The 26,369-nt window shown below is 72.6% G+C and carries 22 protein-coding genes and 1 riboswitch; of the genes, 11 read left to right on the top strand and 11 right to left on the bottom strand.

The window, feature by feature from the left end; all coding sequences use genetic code 11:
- Positions 1–327: 327 nt before the first annotated feature.
- The 3 genes from IE180_RS00315 to IE180_RS00325 all read right to left on the bottom strand — a co-directional run bounded on the left by IE180_RS00315 (position 328) and on the right by IE180_RS00325 (position 2,759).
- Positions 328–1,122, bottom strand: coding sequence for an enhanced serine sensitivity protein SseB C-terminal domain-containing protein (locus IE180_RS00315; protein ID WP_190154690.1), 795 nt, complete (start codon positions 1,120–1,122; stop codon positions 328–330).
- Positions 1,123–1,217: 95 nt separating this feature from the next.
- Entirely contained in the window at positions 1,218–1,958 is a 741-nt protein-coding gene (locus IE180_RS00320; RefSeq protein ID WP_190154691.1) for an enhanced serine sensitivity protein SseB, read from the bottom strand.
- Between the two features lie 144 nt (positions 1,959–2,102).
- A complete protein-coding gene (locus IE180_RS00325) occupies positions 2,103–2,759 on the bottom strand; it encodes an AAA family ATPase (protein ID WP_190154692.1) in 657 nt (218 codons plus the stop codon).
- A gap of 161 nt (positions 2,760–2,920) precedes the next feature.
- Positions 2,921–3,020, top strand: a riboswitch (glycine riboswitch).
- Positions 3,021–3,207: 187 nt separating this feature from the next.
- Here IE180_RS00325 and gcvT point away from each other — a divergent pair.
- From gcvT to IE180_RS00345, 4 genes are all read left to right on the top strand, one after another.
- On the top strand, positions 3,208–4,347 hold the full coding sequence (gene gcvT, locus IE180_RS00330; RefSeq protein ID WP_190154693.1) for a glycine cleavage system aminomethyltransferase GcvT: 1,140 nt from the start codon (positions 3,208–3,210) through the stop codon (positions 4,345–4,347).
- A gap of 77 nt (positions 4,348–4,424) precedes the next feature.
- Entirely contained in the window at positions 4,425–4,808 is a 384-nt protein-coding gene (gcvH, locus tag IE180_RS00335; protein ID WP_190154694.1) for a glycine cleavage system protein GcvH, read from the top strand.
- 31 nt (positions 4,809–4,839) lie between these two features.
- A complete protein-coding gene (gene glyA, locus IE180_RS00340; protein WP_093873992.1) occupies positions 4,840–6,108 on the top strand; it encodes a serine hydroxymethyltransferase in 1,269 nt (422 codons plus the stop codon).
- A 149-nt stretch (positions 6,109–6,257) separates the two neighbouring features.
- Positions 6,258–7,628 carry an L-serine ammonia-lyase gene (locus IE180_RS00345; protein ID WP_190154695.1) on the top strand — a complete coding sequence of 457 codons (1,371 nt, stop codon included), beginning with the start codon at positions 6,258–6,260 and terminating at the stop codon, positions 7,626–7,628.
- 74 nt (positions 7,629–7,702) lie between these two features.
- On the opposite strand, the gene IE180_RS00350 is transcribed toward IE180_RS00345, so the two are convergent.
- The gene (locus tag IE180_RS00350; protein ID WP_030694068.1) at positions 7,703–7,918 is read right to left on the bottom strand and encodes an EF-hand domain-containing protein; all 216 of its coding nucleotides are present in this window, start codon (positions 7,916–7,918) and stop codon (positions 7,703–7,705) included.
- A 74-nt stretch (positions 7,919–7,992) separates the two neighbouring features.
- On the opposite strand from IE180_RS00350, the gene IE180_RS00355 reads away from it, so the two are divergent.
- The gene (locus IE180_RS00355; protein WP_190154696.1) at positions 7,993–8,631 is read left to right on the top strand and encodes a GNAT family N-acetyltransferase; all 639 of its coding nucleotides are present in this window, start codon (positions 7,993–7,995) and stop codon (positions 8,629–8,631) included.
- Positions 8,632–8,660: 29 nt separating this feature from the next.
- Here the strand turns inward: IE180_RS00355 and IE180_RS00360 are convergent, their stop codons facing one another.
- From IE180_RS00360 to IE180_RS00385, 6 genes are all read right to left on the bottom strand, one after another.
- Positions 8,661–9,839 (bottom strand): YVTN family beta-propeller repeat protein, encoded by a 1,179-nt coding sequence (locus IE180_RS00360; protein ID WP_190154697.1) that lies wholly within the window; start codon positions 9,837–9,839, stop codon positions 8,661–8,663.
- A complete protein-coding gene (locus IE180_RS00365; RefSeq protein ID WP_190154698.1) occupies positions 9,839–10,636 on the bottom strand; it encodes a polysaccharide deacetylase family protein in 798 nt (265 codons plus the stop codon). Before IE180_RS00365 ends, IE180_RS00360 begins: the two co-directional genes overlap by 1 nt.
- Positions 10,637–11,018: 382 nt before the next feature.
- Positions 11,019–11,522: an ATP-binding protein gene (locus IE180_RS00370; RefSeq protein WP_229860227.1), complete on the bottom strand. Its 504-nt coding sequence runs from the start codon at positions 11,520–11,522 to the stop codon at positions 11,019–11,021.
- Positions 11,523–11,597: 75 nt separating this feature from the next.
- Positions 11,598–12,365 carry an enoyl-CoA hydratase/isomerase family protein gene (locus tag IE180_RS00375; RefSeq protein ID WP_190154700.1) on the bottom strand — a complete coding sequence of 256 codons (768 nt, stop codon included), beginning with the start codon at positions 12,363–12,365 and terminating at the stop codon, positions 11,598–11,600.
- Positions 12,366–12,442: 77 nt separating this feature from the next.
- Positions 12,443–13,702 carry a L,D-transpeptidase gene (locus tag IE180_RS00380; RefSeq protein WP_190154701.1) on the bottom strand — a complete coding sequence of 420 codons (1,260 nt, stop codon included), beginning with the start codon at positions 13,700–13,702 and terminating at the stop codon, positions 12,443–12,445.
- 159 nt (positions 13,703–13,861) lie between these two features.
- A complete protein-coding gene (locus IE180_RS00385) occupies positions 13,862–15,055 on the bottom strand; it encodes a L,D-transpeptidase (protein ID WP_229860228.1) in 1,194 nt (397 codons plus the stop codon).
- Between the two features lie 200 nt (positions 15,056–15,255).
- On the opposite strand from IE180_RS00385, the gene glgX reads away from it, so the two are divergent.
- Positions 15,256–17,460: a glycogen debranching protein GlgX gene (gene glgX / locus IE180_RS00390; RefSeq protein ID WP_190154703.1), complete on the top strand. Its 2,205-nt coding sequence runs from the start codon at positions 15,256–15,258 to the stop codon at positions 17,458–17,460.
- Here the strand turns inward: glgX and IE180_RS00395 are convergent.
- Entirely contained in the window at positions 17,443–17,685 is a 243-nt protein-coding gene (locus IE180_RS00395) for a hypothetical protein (protein WP_190154704.1), read from the bottom strand. The genes glgX and IE180_RS00395 overlap by 18 nt on opposite strands.
- A gap of 134 nt (positions 17,686–17,819) precedes the next feature.
- Here IE180_RS00395 and IE180_RS00400 point away from each other — a divergent pair, with 134 nt between their 5' ends.
- From IE180_RS00400 to IE180_RS00420, 5 genes are all read left to right on the top strand, one after another.
- Positions 17,820–19,598 (top strand): ABC transporter ATP-binding protein, encoded by a 1,779-nt coding sequence (locus IE180_RS00400; protein WP_190154705.1) that lies wholly within the window; start codon positions 17,820–17,822, stop codon positions 19,596–19,598.
- Positions 19,595–21,439 (top strand): ABC transporter ATP-binding protein, encoded by a 1,845-nt coding sequence (locus IE180_RS00405; protein WP_190154706.1) that lies wholly within the window; start codon positions 19,595–19,597, stop codon positions 21,437–21,439. The genes IE180_RS00400 and IE180_RS00405 overlap by 4 nt, the downstream gene beginning before the upstream one ends.
- 495 nt (positions 21,440–21,934) lie before the next feature.
- On the top strand, positions 21,935–23,959 hold the full coding sequence (locus IE180_RS00410; RefSeq protein ID WP_190154707.1) for a M4 family metallopeptidase: 2,025 nt from the start codon (positions 21,935–21,937) through the stop codon (positions 23,957–23,959).
- Between the two features lie 84 nt (positions 23,960–24,043).
- The gene (locus IE180_RS00415) at positions 24,044–24,700 is read left to right on the top strand and encodes a response regulator (protein ID WP_190154708.1); all 657 of its coding nucleotides are present in this window, start codon (positions 24,044–24,046) and stop codon (positions 24,698–24,700) included.
- Positions 24,693–26,366, top strand: coding sequence for a histidine kinase (locus IE180_RS00420; RefSeq protein WP_190154709.1), 1,674 nt, complete (start codon positions 24,693–24,695; stop codon positions 26,364–26,366). Before IE180_RS00415 ends, IE180_RS00420 begins: the two co-directional genes overlap by 8 nt.
- Positions 26,367–26,369: the final 3 nt, after the last annotated feature.

Below are 26,369 nucleotides of genomic sequence, written 5' to 3' on the forward strand. Positions count from 1 at the left end.
CTTGCCCGCCGCGTGGTGAGCGGCTCCGTGGAACAACCTGCTGGACATCGGCTCGAAAGGAACCGAACGCCCCGTGTTCCGGGGAGTCTTCAATGGGCTCGCGATCACCCGCCAGCCCTGGCGGGGAATGTTTGCTCAAACGTGATGCGGTGCTGCGACTTCCGTTATCCGGACGCCCCGATCATGTGAGCGGACCAACCGGGGCCCTCTTGCCCGCAATCGGACATGTCGCTCAACCAGTGCCTTGAGCTGTCGAATTGGGGTGAACGAAGGCCTCCGGAGCGGACTCCGGAGGCCTTTGCCGACAAGTGGGACACCAGGGGCGTCTCAGTATCCGGACGGCGTCGGCGGAGGGTACCCGTATCCCGGTACGGCGGCGGAACCGCGTCCGGCGTGCGCCTCGCGGTCGTAGAAGGGACGCGCGTTCGCCCGCAGCCACAGGGCCACCGGGTCGTACGCGTCGGAGAGCGCGACCGTCGAGACGGGCAGCCCGTCGGGGACGGTGCCGATCGTCTGGCGCATCATCGAACGGACCTCGTCGACGGCGGCCGGCGAGGTGTCGTACAGGTCGAGGCCGATGGCGAGGTACGGGGAGCCGAGCGCCGGCTGCACCCAGCCGCGGCGCAGCGCCCGGACGGCCGGGGTGCGGTGGGCGTTCTGCGTGAGCAGGGCGTAGAACTGCGGGATCTCCAGGGCGGGCTCGGTGACGCGCAGCGGACCGGCGGGCATCCGGTCGAGGCCGGTGGCGATCCGGCGCAGGTCGGCCCAGGGGACGCCGACGCCGCCGCCGGGGGCGTGCGGATTGAGCCAGACGCCCCAGCGGTCCGGGTAGAGGGCGCGGGCGATGTCGCGGCCGGTGACGAGCTCGTGGGCGCGGTTCCAGCCGGAGGCGGCGAGCTCCTGGGCGGAGGTGACGCACGGCGCGTAGCCGTGGCCGTCGACCTCCATGTTCCCGTACTGGGCGTCGGGCGAGCCGGGGGCGCCCTGCCAGAGCAGCATCCACAGCTCGCCGTCGGCGAGGGCGTGCAGCAGCTGCTCGTACGCGTCGTAGCGTCCGGGTGCCACCTGGCGCAGCATGTGCTCGACCCGTCCTCCGGTCGCAGCGGTGCCTGACGCACTCACCCTGGGTTCCGCCCCTCTTCCGTCCACCACGTACGTCTGTCCAGCGATCGAGTCGGTTCAGCGATCGAGTCGGTTCAGCTTAAACAGCGGGCCGCTCAGACGCCGCCGCGCTGGTAGAAGGGGCGCACCCGCTCCAGCATCCAGTCGCCGACCGGGTCCTGTGCCATGTCGAGCAGGATGAGGTTGACCGGCCAGGCGACCTCGACCCGGCCGAGGGCCCGGCCGAGGGCGTCCAGGGGCGCGGTGCGGTCGGCGCCCTCCCAGTGGGAGAGCTGGACGCCCACGAAGAGGGCGGGTTCGGTGCCCTCCACGCTGGCGAGGACGCGGCGGGCGGTGGCGACGATGCCGGTGGCCTCGAACTCGGCGGAGGCGGCGGCGAGGAAGTCGACCGGGTCGTCCTGCCAGTCGGGCTCGAAGAGGCGGACGCGGCCGCCGCTGGCGGGCCCGTCGAGCGGGGTGCGGCCGACGCGGCAGAGCTCGGCGACGGCGGGCGGGGGCAGCGGGACGCCGACGGCGCCGCCGGGGTTCACGGCGATGCCGAGCTGCGGGGGCAGGCCCCGGGCGAAGTCACGGGCGGGGGCGACGGTGAAGGACATGTGGTCGCCGACGCAGGCGCGGAACTGCTGCTCGGAGCTGAAGACGGGCACGTAGGCCGCGCCGTCGAGCTCCATGGTGGCGAGGTCGAGTGCCTGGCTGTCGGGGCCGCCGCCGTTGGGCAGGGGCACCCAGACCGGGCTGCGGCCCAGCACCTCGACGAGGCGGGCTCCCGCCTCGGGGTTGCCCAGTGAGGCGGCAAGGACCTCTTCGAGCTCGTTGCCCGGCCACGTCACGTCCACGGTCGCGTTTCCCCTTCTCGCACGGCCTTCCGCACCGGCCGCCCGACAGCACCCTAACGCCGCCCCGCCGCCGCCGTGGCCGGAAGGGAAGGGTACGGGCGTCCCGGGACGGCCGGACGTCTCCGCCCCCGGACGCTCCGTCCCTCAGGCCGCCTGCCGGAAGCCGATGCTGCGGAGGGAGTCGGCGGCGGCCCGGTCGAGGAGGGTCACCGAGGCGCAGCCGTGCGGGAGGCTGCCCGACTCGGCGGCCCGCAGGAGCCGGCCGACGGCCCGCCGGTGGCGCCCGAAGGCGTACGCGGAGACTCCCCGGCCGCGGGCGTGCTGGCCGGCCCTGGCGGTGTCCGGGGTGACGTCGAGGAGGAGCAGGTGCAGGGCGCGGCCGCGCCGTCTCGCCTCGCGGGCGAGCCAGGCCCGCACCCAGGACTGGGTGCCGCAGTCGTGGACGATCGCGCTCGCGCCGGAGCGCAGGACGCGGCGCAGGGCGGCGTAGTGCGCGATCCGGACCAGGGGGCGGTAGAGGGCGTAGGGCAGGAGGCGGGGCACACGGGCCTCCCAGCGCTCGCGGACGTCCTGGGAGTCGATGGCGCCGCCCCGGGCGGCGCGCTTCATCAGGGTGGACTTGCCGCTGCCGGGCAGCCCGGAGACGACGACGAGGTCGCCGGCGGCGAAGGTGAGGGAGCGGGGGCCCCGGCCCTCGCGCTCGCGCAGGTCCCGCAGGAGGCGTCCGCGGCTCCGGGCGCGGGCCCGCTGGGACGGTATGCCGGTGCTCGCCGCGTACGCGCCGGTGTGCTGGATCCTCATCGCGCTCCCCCCTGTCGGGTCTCAGGAGACCTGAGGAGACCCTTGCCCATGAAGTGTAAAGAAATGGTAATGGCGCGCAAGCGATTTGCCCCGCCGACACCGCGTGCGATGATGTGCGCGCCAGGCGCGCACAGTCGCCGTACAACCGCATACCGGCCGCTCGAATCCGCGCGGGAGAGTTCCGGACCGCCGAGCGCGTCCGGGCGCCGAAGGAGCAAGACCCTCCCTTGAATCTCTCAGGCCCCGTACCGCGTGGATGAGGCAGATCTGAAAAGCGGGACACCTCACCGTGTCCCCACCCAAGGTGCAAGCCGACTTCTCGGCGCCGGTCCCCGGTGACGAGATGCCCTCGGTGAACCTCTCAGGTTCCATGACAGATGGGGAGGACGTCCTCGCCCGTCATGTGTTTTCGTCACCGATCACGCCCTTGGGACCCGGGAGCCACCCCATGAGCACTGCCCCCCGCCTGACCGCCCTCGATGCCCTGCATCGTTCGCTGGGCGCGACCATGACCGACTTCGCCGGCTGGGACATGCCGCTGCGGTACGGCAGCGAGCGCGACGAGCACAACGCCGTCCGCACCAGGGCCGGCCTCTTCGACCTCTCCCACATGGGCGAGATCACCGTCACCGGCCCGCAGGCCGTGGAGCTGCTCGACCACGCCCTGGTCGGCAACATCTCCACCGTCGGCGTCGGCCGCGCGCGCTACACGATGATCTGCCGGGAGGACGGCGGCATCCTCGACGACCTGATCGTCTACCGCCTCGACGAGGCCGAGGACGCGTCTCCCCGGTACATGGTCGTCGCCAACGCCTCCAACGCCCAGGTCGTCCTCGACGCCCTGACCGAGCGCGCGGCCGGCTTCGACGCCGAGGTCCGCGACGACCGCGACGCGTACGCCCTGATCGCGGTCCAGGGCCCGGAGTCCCCCGGCATCCTGAAGTCGCTCACCGACGCCGACCTGGACGGCCTCAAGTACTACGCCGGCCTGCCCGGCACCGTCGCGGGCGTGCCCGCCCTGATCGCCCGCACCGGTTACACCGGCGAGGACGGCTTCGAGCTGTTCCTGAAGCCCGAGCACGCCGAGGGCGTCTGGAAGGCGCTGACCGAGGCGGGCGAGGGCGTCGGCCTGATCCCCTGCGGCCTGTCCTGCCGCGACACGCTCCGCCTGGAGGCGGGCATGCCGCTGTACGGCCACGAGCTGACCACCGCCCTCACCCCCTTCGACGCGGGCCTGGGCCGGGTCGTGAAGTTCGAGAAGACGACCAACGGGGGCCGCTTCGTCGGCCGCGAGGCACTGGAGAAGGCCGCCGAGCGCGCCGAGACCGCCCCGCCGCGCAAGCTGGTCGGCCTGATCGCCGAGGGCCGCCGCGTCCCGCGCGCCGGCATGTCCGTCGTCAAGGACGGCGAGGTCGTCGGCGAGGTCACCTCCGGCGCCCCGTCCCCGACGCTCGGAAAGCCGATCGCGATGGCGTACGTGGACGCGGCGCACGCCGCGCCCGGCACCCAGGGTGTAGGTGTGGACATCCGCGGCACCCACGAGCCGTACGAGGTCGTCGCGCTGCCGTTCTACAAGCGCCAGAAGTGACGCAGTCGTCCCACCGCGCGTCTCACCCCGTAAGACCCACGTTCATCAGTACTCCCCCGATCCAGGAGAATCAGGTCATGAGCAACCCCAACCAGCTGCGCTACACCAAGGAGCACGAGTGGCTGTCGGCCGCCGAGGACGGCGTCGCGACGGTCGGCATCACGGAGTTCGCGGCCAACGCGCTCGGTGACGTCGTCTTCGCCCAGCTCCCCGAGGTCGGCGACACCGTCACCGCGGGCGAGACCTGTGGCGAGCTGGAGTCGACGAAGTCGGTCAGCGACCTCTACTCCCCCGTCACGGGCGAGGTCGTCGCGGCCAACCAGGACGTGGTGGACGACCCGTCCCTGGTGAACACGGCTCCGTTCGAGGGTGGCTGGCTGTTCAAGGTGCGCGTCACGGGTGAGCCGGACGAGCTGCTCTCCGCCGACGAGTACACCGCGTTCTCCGAAACCGGGAACTGAGACCGGGCCCGAGACCCCTAGGGATCGATTCATGTCGCTTCTGAACACTCCCCTCCACGAGCTGGACCCCGACGTCGCCGCCGCCGTCGACGCCGAGCTCCGCCGCCAGCAGTCCACCCTCGAGATGATCGCCTCGGAGAACTTCGCTCCGGTCGCGGTCATGGAGGCCCAGGGCTCCGTCCTCACCAACAAGTACGCCGAGGGCTACCCGGGCCGTCGCTACTACGGCGGCTGCGAGCACGTCGACGTGGCCGAGCAGATCGCCATCGACCGGATCAAGGACCTGTTCGGCGCCGAGTACGCCAACGTCCAGCCGCACTCCGGCGCCTCCGCGAACCAGGCCGCCCTCTTCGCGATCGCCCAGCCCGGCGACACGATCCTGGGTCTCGACCTGGCGCACGGCGGCCACCTCACCCACGGCATGCGCCTGAACTTCTCCGGCAAGCAGTTCAACGTGGTCGCGTACCACGTGGACGAGGCCGGTCTGGTCGACATGGCCGAGGTCGAGCGCCTCGCCAAGGAGCACCGCCCGAAGGTGATCATCGCCGGCTGGTCGGCGTACCCGCGTCAGCTGGACTTCGCGGAGTTCCGCCGGATCGCCGACGAGGTCGAGGCCTACCTGTGGGTCGACATGGCCCACTTCGCGGGCCTCGTGGCCGCGGGCCTGCACCCGAACCCGGTCGAGTACGCGGACGTGGTGACCTCCACCACGCACAAGACGCTCGGCGGCCCGCGCGGCGGCATCATCCTGGCGAAGAAGGAGTTCGCGAAGAAGCTGAACTCCTCGGTCTTCCCCGGTTTCCAGGGCGGCCCGCTGGAGCACGTGATCGCGGCCAAGGCCGTCTCCTTCAAGGTCGCGGCCTCGGAGGAGTTCAAGGAGCGCCAGCAGCGCACCCTGGACGGCGCCCGCGCCCTGGCCGAGCGCCTGGTGCAGGACGACGTCACCGCCCACGGCGTCTCCGTCCTGTCCGGCGGCACGGACGTGCACCTGGTCCTGGTGGACCTGCGCGACTCCGAGCTCGACGGCCAGCAGGCCGAGGACCGCCTCCACGAGGTCGGCATCACGGTCAACCGGAACGCCGTTCCGAACGACCCGCGCCCGCCGATGGTCACCTCGGGCCTGCGCATCGGCACGCCGGCGCTCGCGACCCGCGGCTTCCAGGCCGAGGACTTCGCCGAGGTCGCCGACGTCATCGCCGAGACCCTGAAGCCGGGCTTCGACGCCGACAAGGCCGCGGCCCTCAAGGCCCGGGTGACCGCGCTGGCCGACAAGCACCCGCTGTACCCCGGCCTGAAGTAATTTCGTACGCTTTAGTTCCGGTTTCATTCGTACGAAAGCTCCGGGGCACCGCGCACACTGGACAGTGAGCGCGGTGCCCCGCCCCGTGTTCAGCCTTTCTGCTCCACCCCGGCAGACAACGGCGTCTAGCCCCCACAAGGAGTCCTCCCGTGGCCATCTCGGTCTTCGACCTGTTCTCGATCGGCATCGGTCCTTCGAGCTCCCACACGGTGGGCCCCATGAGGGCTGCCCGGATGTTCGCCCGCCGCCTGAAGAACGAGGGCCTGCTCGCCCACACGGCCTCGATACGGGCGGAGCTGTACGGCTCGCTCGGCGCGACCGGCCACGGCCACGGCACCCCGAAGGCGGTCCTCCTCGGCCTGGAGGGCAACTCGCCGCGCACGGTCGACGTGGAGGGCGCCGACGACGAGTTCGAGCGGATCAGGGCGAGCGGACGGATCAACCTGCTCGGCGCCCACGAGATCCCGTTCTCGTTCGACGACGACCTGATCCTGCACCGCCGCAAGGCCCTGCCGTACCACGCCAACGGCATGACGGTCTTCGCGTACGACGCCGAGGGCGGCCTCGTCCTGGAGAAGACGTACTACTCGGTCGGCGGCGGCTTCGTCGTCGACGAGGACGCGGTGGCCGGCGAGAACCCGATCATCCCGGACGACACCGTCCTGAAGTACCCCTTCCGCACCGGCGACGAGCTGCTCCGCCTCACCAAGGAGACCGGCCTGTCGATCTCCTCCCTGATGCTGGAGAACGAGAAGGCCTGGCGCACCGAGGAGGAGATCCGCGCGGGCCTCCTGGAGATCTGGCGGGTCATGCAGGCCTGCGTCTCGCGCGGCATGTCCCGCGAGGGCATCCTGCCCGGCGGCCTGAAGGTCCGCCGCCGCGCCGCGACCTCCGCCCGCAAGCTGCGCTCCGAGGGCGACCCGAAGGCACACGCGATGGAGTGGATCACCCTCTACGCGATGGCCGTGAACGAGGAGAACGCGGCGGGCGGTCGGGTGGTCACCGCCCCGACGAACGGCGCGGCCGGCATCATCCCGGCGGTGCTGCACTACTACATGAACTTCGTGCCCGGCGCGGACGAGGACGGCATCGTCCGCTTCCTCCTCGCGGCCGGCGCGGTCGGCATGCTCTTCAAGGAGAACGCCTCGATCTCCGGCGCCGAGGTCGGCTGCCAGGGAGAGGTCGGCTCGGCCTGCTCGATGGCGGCCGGCGCCCTCGCCGAGGTCCTCGGCGGCTCCCCCGAGCAGGTGGAGAACGCGGCCGAGATCGGCATGGAGCACAACCTGGGCCTGACCTGCGACCCGGTCGGCGGCCTGGTCCAGATCCCGTGCATCGAGCGGAACGGCATGGCGGCGGTCAAGGCGGTCACGGCGGCGAAGATGTCGATGCGCGGCGACGGCAGCCACCTGGTCTCCCTCGACAAGGTCATCAAGACCATGAAGGAGACGGGCGCCGACATGAGCGTCAAGTACAAGGAGACCGCGCGCGGCGGTCTCGCGGTGAACATCATCGAGTGCTGAACCGTTCACCCACGAGGAACGGCCCGCCCCGGGGCTCCCGGGGCGGGCCGTTCCCTTCCCGCCCGGCGGGAGGGTCAGGCCTTGTTCAGGTGGCCCCAGAACTCGTCCCAGGACAGCACCCCGTCCCCGTTGTCGTCGCGCTGCTTGATGAGCGCCTCGGCGACCGTCTCGGTGACGTGGAAGTCGCCCAGCTGCGCCATGACGTGCTTGTACTCCGCGGCGGTGATGAAGCCATCGCCGTCCACGTCGAACTTGTTGAATGCCGTACGTGCCGACTCGATGTCCGCCACTGCTTCCGCCCCTTCTCGGTGCTGTTCTGTCGGGGGTCAGATTAGCTGGCCCGCCGCTGTCCGATGATGGGGGTATGAGCAGTGATGTGGCGGAGCTCCTGGCGGCGGCGGCACGCGGGGCGTTCCCGCCCCCGGACGGTTCGACGACGGTGGTGCCGCAGCCGGGCCCCCGGGACGCGGGGGTGCTGGCCTTCACCGCCCATTCGGTGGTCTTCACGGAGGCCGACCCGGAGTGGGTGCGGGGGGCGCTGGCGGCCACGTCGGGCGACCCGCTCGCGGCGAGCATGAACCCGGGCTTCCTGCTCACGCTGATGGCCCGCACCGGCCGGCACATGAACACCGTCGACCTGCTCACGGTGGCGGACGCGCTGCCGGGCCCTCCCCCGCTGGAGCTCCGCGAGATCGACGACCCGGGGCACCCGCGGGTGGCGCGGGCGCTGAAGTTCCGCGACGACGTCCGGGTGTGGGCGGCCGACGGCGGTGTCCTCGTCCTGGGCCGGGGCGTGGCGGGCCGCTGGGAGGCGGCGGTCGAGGTGGACGAGGAGGTGCGCCACCGGGGCCTGGGACGGGCCCTGGCGACGGCGGCCCGCCACCTCGTCCCGGGCGAGGTGGTGTGGGCCCAGCAGGCCCCGGGCAACGCCCGCAGCGTCCGCGTCTTCCAGGCGGCGGGCTACCGCCCGGTGGCCTCGGAGGCGCTCCTCGTCGCCGGCTGAGCGGCCGCCGGAGGAACCGGCCGCGCCCGCTACCGGAAGATGCCCGTGTGGCCGAGGGAGTAGCGGCCCGGCTGGGGGTAGACGGCGAGGCCGTGGGGGCCGCTGCCGACGGGGATGCGGGCGAGCTGCTTGCCGGTGGTGGTGTCGATCGCGTACACCTCGGAGTCGTAGCGTCCGGAGAGCCACAGGACCTTGCCGTCGGCGGAGACGCCGCCCATGTCGGGGGAGCCGCCCTTCGGGAGCCACCACTTCTTGGTGAGCTTGTTCTTCGGGAAGTCGAAGACGGAGACCGAGCCCTCGCCGCGGTTGGAGACGTACATCTCGCGCGAGTCGCGGCTGATGTAGAGGCCGTGGCAGCCCTTGCCGGTGGGGAGCAGGGTGGGGGTGGTGAACTTCTCACCGTCCAGGACCCACATGCCGTGGGCCATCATGTCGGCGACGTAGAAGGTCTTGCCGTCCGGGGAGATCTTCACGTCCTGCGGCATGGCGCCCTCGAAGGGCAGTTTCTGCTGGCCGATCACCTCCATCTTCTCGGTGTCGACCTTGAGGAGTTCGCCGGAGAACTCGCAGGAGACGACGAAGTAGCGGCCGTCGGCGGAGAAGTCGGCGTGGTTGACGCCGTAGCAGCTGACGGGGACGGACTTCTTCCGTTCCATGGTGTGCGGGTCGCGGAAGACGAGTTCGCGGTCGAGCGAGGCCATGACGACGGCGTACTTGCCGTCGGGCGTGAAGTAGAGGTTGTACGGGTCGTGGACCTCGACGGGCTTGCCGGCGACGCCGGTGGCCGGGTCGATGGGGGTGAGCGTGTGGCCCCGGTCGTTGTTGACCCAGAGGGTCTTCATGTCCCAGGAGGGGACGACGTGCTGGGGCTGGAGGCCGACCGGGATGGTCTCGACGACCTGGTAGGTCGCGGGGTCGATGACGGAGACGGTGTTGGAGTTGGTGTTGGGGACGTAGACCCGGGAGGGGAAGTTCCGTACCACCGGGGAGAGCCGACCGGGCCGGTCGGCGGCGTAGACGTCGTGCGGGTCGAGCAGGGGCGGCATCCCGGGGAGCCCGGCGGGGGCGGTGGCCCGCCCGGGCACGGCGGGGGCGGCCTTCTTCACGGGGGCGGCGCCCTCGGGGTGGTTCGCGGCGCCGCAGCCGGCGAGGGCGACGAGGAGGGCGGCGGCGAGGAGGGTCCTGGATCTCTTCTTGAGGTGTGCCATCAGCTCAGCAGCTCCGTGGTGGTGACCGCGCTCAGGCCGCGGCGGTCGAGATCGGCGAGGAGGAGGGGCAGCGCGGCGGCGGTTTCCGGGTAGCCGAAGTGCAGGCTGACGACGGACCCGGCGCGGACCGGCCCGGTGACGTTGCGGACGACGGCCGCGGCGCCGGGCGAGGTGAAGTCGAGGGAGTCGACGTCGTACGAGAGGACGTGCGGGTATCCGGCGCGGCGGGCGGCGCGCAGGACGGCGGGGGCGGCGTTCCGGGTGCGGGAGGGGCGGAACCAGGTGCCGACGGAGCCGGTGAGCCGGCGCAGCCGGTCGGCGCAGGCCTCGATCTCGGCGAGGGCCCCGGCCTCGGTCATGGCGTTGACGTCGATGTGGTGCTGGGTGTGGTTGCCGAGGTCGTGGCCGCCGTCGAGGACGCGGCGGGCCATGTCGGGGTGCCGGTCGAGCCAGCTGCCGACGGCGAGGACGGTGACGCGGGCGCCGGCCTCCTCCGCCTGGGCGAGGAGCCGCCGGGCGAGGGCGGGGTCGCCCTGGCCGTGGAAGGTGAGGGCGACCCGGGGCCGGTCGCGGGGGCCGTGGGCGATCTCGTCCGGCTGTCCGGGGAAGCGGCGGGGGGCCGGGGCGACGACGGGCGCGGGGGCGGGGCGGTGCCCGGCGGCGGGGGGTCGCCCGGTGGCCGGGGGGTGCCCGGAGGGGGCGGGGCGGGGTTCCGTGCCGCAGGCGGTGGAGAGGGCTCCCGCGAGGGCGGCGGCCGCGCCCGCGCGGAGGGCTCCTCGGCGGTCGGTCGGCTTCACGCGACCATTCAAGAGGGAGGGCGGCCGATTGGCGGTGATTAGGCCAATTCAGGACGTTTGCAGGTACGCATCGGGCGTCCAGGATGCGGACGGGCCCGGGAAACACCCGGCGAACCGCATAGTCATTCACTGTTTACAAGGTGAGTGCTGGACGTCACCAACGATTCATAATTAAATCATCCTGTTTTGCCCCCTCATGTCCCGGTAGGGACTTTTGGCGACAAGGCCCCCCGTCTGCCATAGTCGGAGACACGACCTCCATTGACCCGGGCCAGGTCGACCCAGCGGCCGTGGATACACCCCCCTCGTCCACGGCGCTCCACACGGAAGCCCCCACGCGTCCCACCACGACGCACGGGGGCTTCCGTGCGTCCGGGGCGCGTCAGCGGTCCGAGACCCTCATCTCGAACCAGGTCGTCTTGCCGCGCGGCGCCAGGTCCACGCCCCAGCGGTCGGCCAGCTTGTCGACGAGGAAGAGCCCGCGGCCGCTGATGTCGAGCTCGTGCACCGGCATCAGGCAGGGCAGCCCCCGCGAGGGGTCGCGCACCTCGATCCGGATCCAGCCGCGGCGCCGCTGCAGCCGCAGCGCGAAGACGCGGGCACCGGTGTGCCGGACGGCGTTCCCGACGAGCTCCGAGACGAGCAGCACCGCGTGCTCGGCGAGCTGCGGGCCGAGCCCCCACTGCCGCAGCAGGACGTGCTGGGTGAGCCTGCGGGCCACCCACGCGGACTCGGGACGGGACGGCAGCCGGACGTCCTCCTCGGCCGGATTGCCGTACAACTCCACTGCTCCGGCGGCCTGTTCGTCGTCCGCGGCCGGTGACCACCGCGGTGCGGCGGCGCTCACGCGCTGCCCCGGTTGTTCCGTACCCTCCAGGCCCGCCATGCCCCCCATCATGGCCGCCCGGAGCCCTCCGTGGGGGCCGTTCCGGTGGAATCGGCCCCCACTCGTGAAGGATCGTCAGGCGAACTTCGCCTTCCCCGGGCCCTCCTCGACGAAGCTGCGCATCCCGGTCTCGCGGTCCTCGGTCGCGAACAGGGCGGAGAACCAGGTGCGCTCGATGGCGAGACCGGTGTCGATGTCGGCCTCCAGACCCTGGTCGATCGCCTCCTTCGCGGCCCGCAGGGCGACGGCCGGGCCCCGCGCCAGCCTGGCGGCCCAGGCGTGCGCCTGCTCGTACACCTCGGCGGCCGGGACGACCCGGTCGACCAGACCGAGCGTCAGCGCCTCGTCGGCCTTCACCATCCGGCCGGTGAAGATGAGGTCCTTGGCCTTGGAGGGGCCGACGAGCCGGGACAGGCGCTGGGTGCCGCCCGCGCCGGGGATCAGGCCGAGGAGGATCTCCGGCTGGCCCAGCTTGGCGTTGTCGGCGGCGATCCGGTAGTCGGCGCAGAGCGCGAGCTCGCAGCCGCCGCCGAGCGCGTAACCGGTGATCGCGGCGACGACCGGCTTCGGGATGCGGGCGACGGCGGTGAAGGAGTCCTGGAGGGCGCGCGAGCGCTTGACCATGGCCACGTGGTCCATGACCTGCATCTCCTTGATGTCCGCGCCGGCCGCGAACACCTTCTCGCCGCCGTGGAGGACCACGGCCCGCACGTCGTCGCGGTCGGTCGCCTCCTGGGCCAGCTCGCGCAGCCGGTCCTGGGTGGCGATGTCCAGGGCGTTCATCGGGGGGCGGTCGAGGCGGATCGTGCCGACGCCATCGGCGACTTCGAGGTTCACAGTCATGGAAGGAAGGTTAGTGGCCGTTAACGACGAGGGGCCCGGTGCCGTTGCTCACAGCACCGGGCCCCTTCGCGGGAGCTCTAGGCGATCCACTCCGACCAGTCCATGTTCCAGCCGTTGAGGCCGTTCTCCGGAGTGATCTGCTTGTCCTTGGAGTTCTTCACGATCACGACGTCGCCGATGATCGAGCGGTCGTAGAACCAGGCGGCCGGCGTCGAGCTGTCGCCCGCGCCCCGCGCGTCCTCCAGGCCGACGCAGCCGTGGCTGACGTTGCTGGAACCGAAGGTGGAGGACGGCGCCCAGTAGTTGCCGTGGACGAAGGTGCCCGAGTTGGACAGGCGCATCGCGTGCGGCACGTCCTTGATGTCGTACTCGCCGCCGAAGCCGACCGTGGCCCCGTTCATGCGGGTCACCTCGTACTTCTCGCTGATGACCATCTGACCGTTGTACGTGGTCGTGGAGGGCGCGCCCGCGGTGATCGGCAGCGTCTTGATGATCTGGCCGTCCCGCTCGACCTTCATCGTCTTGGCGCTCGCGTCGACGGTGGAGACCTGACGGCGGCCGATGGTGAAGGAGATCGACTTCTTCTGCTTGCCGTAGACGCCGGGGCGGCCCTCGACGCCGTCCAGGTTCAGCTCGACCGTCACCTTGGTGCCGGCGGCCCAGTAGTCCTTCGGGCGGAAGTCGAGGCGGTCGTTGCCGAACCAGTGGCCCTCGATCCGCACGGCCGGGACGGCCGTCACCCTGATGGCCTTCTCGACGGCCTCGGGGTCGGTGATGCCCCGGCTGAAGTTGATGGAGACCGGCATGCCGACGCCGACGGTCGAACCGTCCTCGGGCGTGTACTGGCCGATGAAGGTGTTCTTCGGGACCAGCGTGGTGAAGGTGGTGTCCTTCGCCGACTCGCGGCCCTCGGAGTCCTTCGCGATCGCGTGGACCTTGTACCGGGTGGCCGCGGCCAGGTGCGCCTTCGGCGACCAGCTGGCGCCGTCCGCGGCGATCTCGCCCTCGATCCTGGCGCCCTTGGAGTCGGCGACCTCGACCGTGGTCAGCTTGCCCTGCGCCGCGGTGACCTTGAGGGCCCCACGGGTGGCGACCGAGTCGGCGCCGTCCTTCGGAAGGACCGTCACGACCGCCTGGGAGGCCGCGTTCTCCTGCTTGCCGCCGCCCTGCGCCGCCGGGCCCCGGCCCCCCGCGCCGCCGGCGGTCCCACCGCCGCCGCACGCCGTCAGGACCAGGAGCAGCGCCCCCGCCGCCAGGGCCTGCAGCCCGACGCCCCCGCGTCGGCCGCGCCGCCCCGTCGTCCCTACCGATGCCCCCGATATCGGCTGCCCGTTCACTGTGGTCTTCTCCCCTCGGACGGCCTGGCTGTGCCACGGCCCCACCCCCGTGCGCATTCACTCGCGCACACAGCGCCAGACAATCACACCGCAGGACACGAAAGTTCCTCGTGAATGTCACCGTTCGGCACCAGTCGACGTGATACGGGGCCCCCGGTCTCACCGCAGCGCGGAGCCCGCCCTCCACCGGTCCCAGTCCAGGTTCCAGCCGCCGAGGCCGTTGTCGGGGGCGACCTCCTTGTCGCGGGAGTTGACCACCTCCACCACATCGCCGACGAGCGTCCGGTCGAAGAACCAGCCCGCGGGCGAGTCCGCGCTGCCGCCCTTCTCGTCCCGGAGGCCGACACAGCCGTGGCTGACGTTGGCGGAGCCGAAGGTGGAGGACGGCGCCCAGTAGTTGCCGTGCAGGAAGGTCCCCGAGTCGGTCAGCCGCATCGCGTGCGGCACGTCCTTGATGTCGTACTCGCCGCCGAAGCCGACCGTCCTGCCGTCCATCCGGGTCACGTCGTACAGCTCGGTCACGACCATCTTCCCGTTGTACGTGGTGGTCTTCGGCGCGCCCGCCGTGATCGGCACGGTGGCGAGGACCTCGCCGTCCCGCCGGACCTCCATCGTGTGCGCCTCGGCGTCGACCAGGGAGACCTGGGAGCGGCCGACGGTGAAGCCGACCTTCTTGCGCTGGATGCCGTACACCCCGGGCGCCCCCTCGACGTCCCGCAGCGCGAGCTCGACGGTCACCTTCGTGCCGGGCCGCCAGTACGCGGCGGGCCGGAAGTCGAGCCGCTCCTTGCCGAACCAGTGGCCGACGACCTCCACCGGCGGCTCCGAGGTGACCCGGACGGCCCGCTCGACCTCGGCCCGGTTCTCGATCGGCCGGTTGAAGCCGAAGGAGACGATCATGCCGGTGCCGACCGTGGAACGGTTCTCCGGCTTGAAGTAGCCGATGAAACGGGAGGCGGGGACGACGGTGGTGAAGGTGGTGTGCCGGGCCGAACGGCGCCCGTGCCCGTCGAGCGCGACCGCGTCCACGCTGTACTTGGCGGCCGGCGCGAGCCGGGTGCCCGGCCGGGGCCGCCAGCGCAGCCCGTCCGCCGAGACCTCCCCGGCGACCTCGCTCCGCAGACCGTCCTCGACCCGCACGACCGTCACCCGTTCCAGGCGTCCGCCGTCCACCTCCACCTCGACGGGCCCGCCGGTCGGCACCGCCCGGCTGCCGTCCTCCGGAGTCACCCGGATGACGTCTCCCGGAGCCCGCGCCGTGCCCGGCAGGCCGATGCCGACGCCCCCCTCGCCGTCCGCCCCGGTGCAGCCCGCGAGACCCGTCGCGAGCCCCGCCACCAGTCCCGTCACCACGAGGGTCCGCCTCGCCCGCTCCCACACAAGTGTCACGCCCGGCCCAACGACGGCCACCCTCCAGGGGAAACGTGCGTGCGGGTCATGTTGGGAGCACGGCCGTGCGGGCAGAACAGGGAGAGAACCACGCGCGGGAGCGGCGGCCGGGACGCCGCCGCTCCCGCGGGTGCGAGTCCGACGAGCCGCGGGAGGCCGGGACGGTGGCGAGCGCAGCCGAGCAGGAGGCGGTGTCCGAGCATGCCCTGGAGCGGGCCGTGCCACCGGTGTGGCCGGGGGCACCGACCCCCTTGGGGGCCCGCTGCCGGGTCGGGCCCGGCGGGGTGACGGGCACCAACTTCGCCCTGTGGGCGGGCGGGGCGGAGGCCGTGGAGCTGTGCCTCTTCGACGCCGACGGCACGGAGACGCGGCTCCGGCTGACCGAGCTGACGCACGAGATCTGGCACGGCTTCGTGCCGGGCGTCGGACCGGGACAGCGGTACGGCTACCGGGTGCACGGCCGCTGGGACCCGTGGACGGGCGCCCGCTGGAACCCGGCGAAACTGCTCCTCGACCCGTACGCCCGGGCCGTCGACGGCGACTTCGCCGCGCTGCCCCCGGAGGCGTACGGACACGTCCGGGACTGGCCGCAGCAGCACGTGGCCGACACCGTCCGCGACGAGCGGGACTCCGCCCCGCACGTCCCCAAAGGGGTCGTCGTCCACGACGACGACGACTGGTCCGACGACCGCAGGCCCAAGACGCCCTGGCAGGACTCGGTCATCTACGAGCTGCACGTCAAGGGCTTCACGAAACTGCACCCCGGCATCCCCGAACACCTGCGGGGCACGTACGCGGGGCTCGCCCACCCCGCCGCGATCGACCACCTCGCGCGCCTCGGGGTGACGGCGGTCGAACTCCTCCCGGTCCACCAGTTCGCCCACGAGGACCACCTCCTGCGGCGCGGGCTGCGCAACTACTGGGGCTACAACTCGATCGGCTACTTCGCCCCGCACGCCGGCTACTCCTCCTCCGGGACCACCGGGCAGCAGGTCGGCGAGTTCAAACGGATGGTGCGGGCACTGCACGCGGCCGGGATCGAGGTCATCCTCGACGTCGTCTACAACCACACCGCGGAGGCGGGCGAGCTCGGTCCCACGCTCTCCCTCAAGGGCATCGACAACCGCGGCTACTACCGCCTCCAGTCCGACGCCCGCCGGTACGCCGACTACACGGGCTGCGGCAACACCCTGCACGTCGTGCAGCCGCAGGTCCTCCGCCTCATCACCGACTCGCTGCGCTACTGGGTGACCGAGATGGGCGTCGACGGCTTCCGCTTCGACCTCGCGGCGGCCCTCGCCCGCTCCTTCCACGACGTCGACATGCTCTCCCCCTTCCTCGCCGTCATCGCCCAGGACCCGGTCCTGCGCCGCGTCAAGCTCATCGCCGAACCCTGGGACGTCGGCAACGGCGGCTACCAGGTCGGCGCCTTCCCGCCCCTGTGGACCGAGTGGAACGACCGCTACCGGGACGCCGTCCGGGACTTCTGGCGCGGGGCGCTGCCCGACGTCCGGGACCTCGGCTACCGGCTGTCCGGCTCCAGCGACCTGTACGCCTGGGGCGGACGCCGTCCGTACGCCTCCGTCAACTTCGTCACCGCCCACGACGGCTTCACCCTCCGCGACCTGGTCACGTACGAACGCAAGCACAACGAGGCCAACGGCGAGGGCAACCGGGACGGCACCCACGACAACCGCTCCTGGAACTGCGGGACGGAGGGCGAGACCGACGACCCCGCGATCAACGCCCTGCGCCTGCGCCAGCAGCGCAACCTCCTCACCACCCTCCTCCTCTCCACCGGCGTCCCGATGCTCGTCGCCGGCGACGAGATGGGCCGCACCCAGGGCGGCAACAACAACGCCTACTGCCAGGACAACGAACTCGGCTGGCTCGACTGGACCCTGCCGGACGCTCCCGGCCGGGCCCAGCTCCTCGCCCTGACCCGCCGGCTCCTCGCCCTCCGCCACCGCCACCCGGTGCTGCGCCGCCGCGCCTTCTTCTCCGGCCGGCCGCAGGCCGCGGACGGGCTGCGGGACCTGGCCTGGTTCACCGCCGAGGGCACCGAGATGACGGAAGGGGACTGGTACGCGCCGACGGCGACGATCGGCCTCTACCTGTCGGGCCGCGACATCCCGGGGCGGGACGCGCGGGGCGAGCAGATCACCGACGACAGCTTCCTCGCCGTCCTCCACGCCGGCCACCGCCCCCTGGACTTCCGCCTGCCGGGCCCGCCGTGGGCGGAGTCGTACGAACTGGTCGTCGACACGGCGCGGGACGACCAGTCGACGGCCCCGGCCACCCGGCACCCGGGCGGGGGGACGCTGGCGGTGGGGGGACGGTCGGTGGTGCTGCTACGGGTCCGGGCGTGAGGGAGCGGTCCGGTCCCGGTCGGCCCCGGCGGATCCGGGGCCGAGTTCCCCGACGCGCCGGGAGAGCGCGGCGGCGCGGGCGGCGCGGCCGGGACGCTCGGACCCGTCGGCGCGCAGGCACGGCTCGGCGTGCCCGGCGGGGAACCCGGGGCGGTCGGCGTCCAGGTCGGGCCCGGCGCGGAAGGCCTTCCCGGCGGCGGCGTCGCGACCTTCGAGCGTCGTCATGTGCTGTGCCGCCCCTCGTACGTGCCCCCCGCGGGGTCGCGCACGTCTCCGACGTGCGGCCTCACGGGGTCGAGAGCGGCCGGTCCGGAAAATCGGATGAGGGGTGTCAGTGGCGAACCGTATGGTCGGACCTGATGCCCGAGAAACCGATCCCCCCACGTCCCGACCGTTCGACGGTCCGCGTCCTGCTCCGTCTCCGGCCGTACGTGCGGCCCGTGCGGGGGCGGCTGGTCACGGCCGCGGTCGTCGCGGTCGTCGCCTCCTGTCTGTCGCTCGTCATCCCGATCGTCCTGAAGTGGCTGGTCGACGGACCCGTCACGGACCGGGACCCCGGGGGCGTCTGGCTCGGCGCGCTGTACCTGCTGCTCCTGGGGATCGCCGAGGCCGTCCTGTTCGGCTTCCGCCGCTGGCTGGTGGCCCGCCCGCTGTCCTCCGTGGAGGCCAGGATGCGGGCCGACCTGTACGGCAGGCTCCAGCGGCTCCCGATCGCCTTCCACGACCGCTGGGCCTCCGGGCAGCTGCTCTCGCGCGGCACGACGGACCTGATGCTGGTCCGGATGTTCCTGGCCTTCCCGCTGACGTTCCTGCTGGTCAACGGCGTGACGATCCTGGCCGGCTATGTCCTCCTCCTGTCCCAGGACCGGACCCTCGGCCTCGTGCTCCTCACCCCCGTGCTCCCCCTCGTGGTCCTCAGCAACCTCTTCGAGCGCCGGTACGGGGTGGTGGCGCGCCGGGCCCAGGACCAGGTCGGCGACCTGACGACGGTCGTCGAGGAGAGCGTCCTCGGCATCCGGATCGTGAAGGGCTTCGGCCGCCACCGCAGCCAGGCGAAGGCGTTCCGCGAACTCTCCGGACGGCTCCGCGGCACGGAACTGGCCAAGGCGCGACTGCTCGCCATGATCTGGGCCGTCATCACCGCCCTGCCGGAACTGGCCATCGGGGCCGCGCTCGTGCTCGGCACCGTCCGGGTCGCCGACGGGAACCTGTCGGCGGGCACCCTCGTCGCGTTCCTGTCGACGGCCCTGGCGCTGCGCTGGCCGGTGGAGTCGATCGGCTTCCTCCTCGCGATGAGCCAGGAGGCGGCGACCGCGACGGAACGCTACTTCGAGGTGATGGACGCCGAGGAGGAACCGGACACGGCCGAGGACACCCATGGCCGTCGTCACCCGGACGGGGTCCGCTTCGAAGGCGTCACCTTCCGCTACCCGGACGCCCCCGAGGGGACGCCCCCCGTCCTGGACGGCGTCGACCTCCACGTCCGCCCCGGCGAGACCCTGGCCCTGGTCGGCGGCACCGGTTCCGGCAAGACGACCCTCACGGCCCTCGTGTCGCGCCTGCACGAGGCGACGGCCGGCCGCATCCTCCTCGACGGCGAGGACATCGCCCTCATGGAACGGGACAAGCTCCGCTCCCTCGTCTCCATGGCGTTCGAGGAGCCGACGCTGTTCTCCGCGAGCGTGGGCGAGAACGTCCTGATGGGCGCGGAAGGAGCCGGCGAACCGGAGCTGCGCCGCGCCCTGGGCGTCGCCCAGGCGGACGGCTTCGTCGACCGGCTGCCCGAGGGGACCGCGACCCAGGTCGGCGAGCAGGGCCTCAGCCTCTCCGGCGGCCAGCGGCAGCGGCTCGCCCTGGCCCGCGCGGTGGTCGGCAAGCCCCGGTTCCTGGTCCTGGACGACCCGCTGTCGGCGCTCGACGTCCACACGGAGGCCCGGGTCGAGGCGGCCCTGCGGGAGGTCCTCAGGGAGACGACGGCCCTGGTCGTGGCGCACCGCCCGTCGACGGTGATGCTCGCCGACCGGGTCGCGCTGCTCTCGCGCGGCCGGATCGCGGCCGTGGGCACCCATCAGGAACTGCTGCGCAGCAACGCCGAGTACGCCTGGCTGATGTCCGGCGAGGGAGACGAGGCCCGATGACGGACACGACGCTCGCGAAAGCACCGCGACGGAAGCCCCCGTCCGGACCGGCCGACCCCTTCGACCGCGACGACCTGCCCGCGCCTCCGGGCGCGACCGGAGCCCTGCTCCGTTCCCTCCTCGCCCCCCATCGCGCGCGGGTCGTGATCGCGGCCCTGATCCTCCTCGTCCGGGAGGCGGCGCTGCAGGCGGGCCCGCTGCTCGTCGCGTACGCCATCGACCGCGGCGTCCCGGCCTTCCGCGCGGGGGACCACGGCCCCGTCGTCGCCGTGGCCGTCGGCTACCTCCTCTGCGCCGTCCTGTCGAGCGTCCTCCAGTACGCCTTCGTACGCGGAGCCGCCCGCATCAACCAGGACGCGCTGCTCGACCTGCGCGGCCGGATCTTCCGGCACTCCCAGCTCCTCAGCGTCGACTTCCACGAGCGCTACACCTCGGGCCGGCTGATCTCCCGCTCGACCACGGACGTCGAGTCCCTCCGGGAACTGCTCTCGGAAGGCCTGCAGGAACTGATCGGCGTGGTCCTCTCCTTCGTCTCGATCTCCCTGGTCCTCCTCTGGCTGGACCGGGGCATCGGAGCGGTGGCGGTCGCCTCCTTCCTCCCCCTCCACCTCCTCGTCCGGCTCTACCGGCGGCGCGCGGGCCGGGTGTACGCGGAGCGTTCCACGGCCATCGCGGCCGTGATCGTGAAGTTTGCGGAGACGATGAACGGCATCCGCCCGGTCAGGGCGTTCCGCCGCGAACGGGCCAACGACACGGAGTTCGCGGCGCTCAACCACCGCCACGAGCGGAGCAACGGCGACGCCCTCCTCGAAATGGCCCGCTACGTGACCGGCTCCCGCCTGGTGGCGAACACGGCGGTGGCCGGAATGTGTCTCTGGGGCGCGTACCGGGTGGCGGCCGGAGCGCTCGAACTGGGCGTCCTCGCCGCGGCGGTCCTCTACATGCGCCGCCTGTACGACCCGATCGACCGCCTGGGCATGTTCCTGAACTCGTACGAGTCGGCGGCGGCGTCCCTCGGCAAGATCGCCGGCCTCCTGGCCCAGGAACCGGGGGTCCCGGAGACGACAGCGCCCCGCGAGCTCCCCCACCGCACGGGAGCGCCCGGCAGGGAGGTCGTCTTCGACTCGGTGGGGTTCGCCTACCGGACGGGCGGCGAGGTCCTTCCCCGCTTCGACCTGACGATCCCGGCGGGCCAGACGGTGGCGGTGGTCGGCGCGACGGGCGCGGGCAAGTCGACGCTGGCGAAACTGCTGGCCCGCTTCTACGACCCGACGGAGGGCCACATCAGGCTCGACGGGGTGGACCTCTGCGACCTCACGACCCCGGACCTCCGCCGCGGGATCGTGATGGTCACCCAGGAAGCGTTCCTCTTCTCGGGCACGGTCGCGGAGAACATCGCGATCGGCCGCCCGGACGCGACCCGCGAGGAGGTCGAACGGGCGGCGAAGGCCATCGGGGCGCACGAGTTCATCACGGGCCTCCCGGACGGCTACGACACGGACGTCCGCAAGCGCGGTGGCCGGATCTCGGCCGGGCAGCGCCAACTGGTGGCCTTCGCCCGCGCGCTGCTGGCGGACCCGGCGGTCCTGATCCTGGACGAGGCGACCAGCTCCCTCGACGTGCCGGGCGAGCGGGCGGTGCAACGGGCGATGGACACGGTCCTGGCGGGCCGTACGGCGGTGGTCATCGCCCACCGCCTGTCGACGGTCGAGGTGGCGGACCGCGTCCTGGTGATGGAGTCGGGCCGGATCGTCGAGGACGGTCCCCCGTCGGTCCTGGTGAAGGGCGACGGCCACTACGCGGGCCTGCACCAGGCGTGGCGGGACAGTCTGGTGGGGTGAGGGGGAGCGGGGGACGGGCGGGGGGCCGTCGCTCCGGCGTCGGCGCCGGCCCGCCGGACGGCACGCAGAGGGAACGGAATCAGCCACGGCCCGACATGATGCAGCCGGGCGGTCGGCAAGCCCCCCACGCGGCCCCCACCCCTGACGACGGCGCCGCCCCGGGCCCGGAAGGCTCTTCGAATTCGGCCTCCGCGGAACCCCGGGCGACGTCCTGACCATGATCGAGGAAACGTCCGGTTAACGAACACGGACATTCGGACAGCGGACGATTTCCGGCCAACTTCCCGTCGCAGTCCTGACAGGTCCCCGTCATTCCTGTCAGTCTCTCCCCGGTTCTTCGCACCACCGTTCACCGCGTCACCCGAACGGGTTCGGACCCCCTGGGCCCCGATCCGCCGGGTTCCGCGTCACCAGCACCTGCTCCACAGCTCTCCTTGCTCCGCCCGGACGGGCTCACCCAAGTCCGCCGGTACCCCCCTCGCCTAAGGAGTCTGCGTGAGATCCACGCCCAGCCGTCGTGCCACCGCGACCGGCGCTCTGATCGCCGCCGCCGCCATGCTCACCCTCGGCGTCCAGTCCGGCACCGCATCGGCCGACACCTTCGCCGCGGCCCCCGCGGCGCAGTCCGCCGGCAAGGTCAACCCCGGCAAGCTGCCGGCCGACCTCTCCCCGGCCCAGCGCGCCGCGCTGATCAAGGCCGCCCAGGCCGACTCGGCCACCACGGCCAAGTCCCTCGGCCTCGGCGCCCAGGAGAAGCTGGTCGTCCGCGACGTGGTCCAGAACCGCGACGGCTCGACCTACACGCGCTACGAGCGCACCTTCCAGGGCCTCCCGGTGCTCGGCGGCGACCTCGTCGTCGCGGAGACCAAGGCCGGCGCCACCACCTCGGTGACCAAGGCCACCCGCGCGGACATCACCAAGGTCGACGTCGCCGCCGCGACCGTCGCCCCGGCCGCCGCCGAGAAGCAGGCGATCGGCCGCGCCAACGCCGAGGGCGCCAAGTCCACGGCGGCCAGCCGCGCCCCGCGCAAGGTCGTCTGGGCCGCGAACGGCACGCCCGTCCTCGCGTACGAGACCGTCGTCGGCGGCCTCCAGCACGACGGCACCCCGAACGAGCTGCACGTCGTGACGGACGCGAAGACCGGCGCGAAGCTCTACGAGTGGCAGGCCATCGAGACCGGCATCGGCAACACGCAGTACAGCGGCCAGGTGACCCTCGGCACCGCGCCCTCGTACACGCTGACCGACACCACCCGCGGCAACCACAAGACGTACAACCTCAACGGCGGTACGTCGGGCACCGGGACGCTGTTCACCAACACCACGGACACGTGGGGCAACGGCCTCCCCTCCAACAAGGAGACCGCGGGCGCGGACGCGCACTACGGCGCCGCCCTCACGTGGGACTACTACAAGAACGTCCACGGCCGCTCCGGCATCCGCGGTGACGGCGTCGGCGCGTACTCCCGCGTCCACTACGGCAACGCCTACGTGAACGCGTTCTGGTCCGACTCCTGCTTCTGCATGACGTACGGCGACGGCACCAACAACACCAAGCCGCTCACCTCCATCGACGTGGCCGCGCACGAGATGACGCACGGCGTCACCTCCAACACCGCGGGCCTGGTCTACAGCGGCGAGTCCGGCGGCCTCAACGAGGCCACCTCGGACATCATGGCGGCGGCCGTCGAGTTCTACGCCAACAACGCCAACGACAAGGGCGACTACCTCGTCGGCGAGAAGATCGACATCAACGGCAACGGCACGCCGCTCCGTTACATGGACAAGCCGAGCAAGGACGGCGCGTCCAAGGACTCGTGGTACTCGGGCATCGGCTCCATCGACGTCCACTACTCCTCGGGCCCGGCGAACCACTTCTTCTACCTGCTCTCCGAGGGCAGCGGCGCCAAGACCGTCAACGGCGTGAGCTACAACTCGCCGACCTCCGACGGCCTCCCGGTCACCGGCATCGGCATCGACAAGGCCCGCCTGATCTGGTTCAAGGCGCTCACCACCAAGTTCACCTCGAACACCAACTACGCCGGTGCCCGCACCGGCACGGTCGCCGCGGCCACCGAGCTGTACGGCGCCGGCAGCGCCGAGGTCGCGGCCGTCGAGAACGCCTGGGCCGCGATCAGCGTCGGCTCCCGCCCCGGCGGCGGCGGCGGTGGCGGCACGGTGTTCACCAACGACGCCGACGTCTCCATCCCGGACAACGGCGTCGCGGTCACCTCGACGGTCAACGTCACCGGCGTCACCGGCAACGCCCCGACCAACCTCCAGGTCGGCGTGGACATCGTCCACACCTACATCGGTGACCTGGTCGTCGACCTCATCGCCCCCGACGGCTCGGTCTACAACCTGAGCAACCGGGCCGGCGGCAGCGCCGACAACATCAACCAGACGTACACCGTGAACGCCTCCTCGGAGGTCGCCAACGGCGCCTGGAAGCTCCGCGTCCAGGACAAGGCGTCGGTCGACACCGGCTACATCAACAGCTTCAAGCTGACCTTCCCGTAAGCCGCACCACACGGGAGCGGGCGCCCGGAGGGATCCTTCCCTCCGGGCGCCCGCGCGTCCGCGCACCCTGCATACCCTGGGCGCATGATCAGGGTGCTGCTCGCCGACGACGAGACGATGATCCGGGCCGGGGTGCGGGCCATCCTCGCCACCGACCCCGGGATCGAGGTGGTGGCCGAGGCCGGTGACGGGCACGAGGCCGTCGAGCTCGCCCGCGAGCACCGGCCGCACGTCGTCCTGCTCGACATCCGGATGCCCCGGCTCGACGGGCTCGGCGCGGCCGAGGAGCTGCGCAGGACGGTACCGGGCGCGGCCGTCGTCATGCTCACCACCTTCTCCGAGGACGCCTACGTCGCGCGGGCGCTCGGCAGCGGCGTCAGCGGCTTCCTCCTCAAGTCCGGGGACCCGCGCGAGCTGATCGCCGGGGTCCGGGCCGTGGCCGGGGGCGGCGCCGCGCTCTCCCCCACGGTCGCCCGGCGGGTCATCGACACCCTCGGCGGCGAGCGGTTCACCCGCGCGGCCGAGGCGCGGGCCCGGCTGGAGCCCCTCACGGGCCGGGAGCGGGAGGTCGTCGCCCTCCTCGGCGCCGGGCTCTCCAACCAGGAGATCGCCGCCCGCATGCACGTCGTCGAGGGCACGGTGAAAGCACACGTGAGCGCCGTCCTCGGCAGGCTCGGCCTGCGCAACCGGGTGCAGCTCGCGGTCCTGGCGCACGAGGCGGGCCTGGTCCCCGATGCGTGAGCGCGCCTTCGACCTGGGGCTGTGGCTGCTCCTCTGCGTGCCCGTCCTGCTGCGGTCGGACCCGGACGACGGCGGGAGCTGGACCCAGGTCGCCATCGGCGTGGCGGCCCTCGGCGGCTGCGTCGCGGCCGGCCGACGGTGGCCGCTGGTGCCGATCGCGGTCGTGGTCGCGGCGAGCCTGCCCGCGAGCCCGGAGCTGTTCACCCCCTCGTACAGCCTGGCGCTCGTCGCCTTCGGCTATCTGGCGGGGCGGCGGCAGGAGCAGACCCGGGCGGCGCTGTGGCTGTTCGCCGCGATCGCGGCGGCGGGGCTCGTCCTGACGGTCGTCGCGCACGCCTCCCTCGGCCAGTGGTTCACCCTGCTGCTGTCGCTGGCCCTCGCGGTCGTGGCGCCCTGGCTGATCGGCCGCTACATGCGCCAGTACGACCGGCTGGTGCGCAGCGGCTGGGAACTGGCCGACCGGATGGAGCGGGAGCAGGCGGCCGTCGCCGACCGGGAGCGGCTGCGGGAGCGTTCCCGGATCGCGGGCGACATGCACGACTCCCTCGGCCACGACCTGGCCCTGATCGCGGTCCGCGCGGGTGCCCTGGAGGTCGATCCGGCACTCGGCCCCGCCCAGCAGCACGCGGCCGGCGAGCTGCGGCGCGCGGCGGCGGACGCGACGGCCCGGCTGCGGGACATCATCGGCGTCCTGCGCGAGGACGACGCCGGGGCGCCGACGACCCCGCCCGGGGAGACGGTCGAGGAGCTGACGGCCCGCGCCCGGGCCTCCGGGCTGGCCGTCACGCTCGCCGCGGCCCCGGTGCCGAAGCTGCCGGGGATGTCGGGCCTCGCCCTGCACCGGGTGGTCCAGGAGGGCCTGACGAACGCGGCGAAGCACGCGCCCGGCGCGGCGGTCTCGGTCGCGGTCGCCGAGGACGGGGCGAGCGTGCGGGTCCGGGTGGTGAGCGGACCCGGCACCCCGCCGGACGACACCGCGCCGACGGACCGTGCGCCGGACGCCCCGGCCAGCCCGGTCCGGGCCCCCGGCGGCACGGCCCGGCCCTCCGGGGGCACGGCCCGTCCGGGCCACTCCCCCGGCGGCGCGGCACAGAGGAACCAGGCCCCCGGCGGCACCGCGCGCCCGGGCCCCGGAGGGGACGGCGGGGCCGGCGGGACCGGGCTCGTCGGCCTCGACGAGCGGGTGCGGCTCGTGGGCGGATCGCTGGCGCACCGGGCCACCGGGGACGGCGGTTTCGTCCTGGAGGCCGTCCTGCCCCGGAACGCCCCGGCGCCGCTGCCGGCCGCGCCGCGCTCCGCGCGGGAACTGGACCGGGCCCGTCGCGAGGTCCGCAAGGGCCTCGCGCGGGCGATCTGGATCCCGCTCGCGCTCCTCGCCGGCCTCGGCCTGCTGATGGTGGGCGTCGCCCTGTGGACGCAGGCCCGGTCGTACCTGGAGCCGGAGGACTACGCCCGGATGCGGGTCGGGCAGTCGCTCGCGGAGATCGCCGAGGTCTCCGACGGGCTGCCCGACCGCCCGCTGGACGGCCGGCCGCAGCGCGCCCCGGCGGAGCCGTCCGGCATGGACGAGTGCCGGTACTACCGGTCCACGATGCTGGCCGCGATCCCGGTGTACCGGCTGTGCTTCGTCGACGGGCACCTCGCCGACAAGGCGAGGGTCCCGTAGGGG

It is taken from the genome of Streptomyces litmocidini, from assembly GCF_014649755.1.
Classification (GTDB): Bacteria; Actinomycetota; Actinomycetes; order Streptomycetales; family Streptomycetaceae; genus Streptomyces; species Streptomyces litmocidini.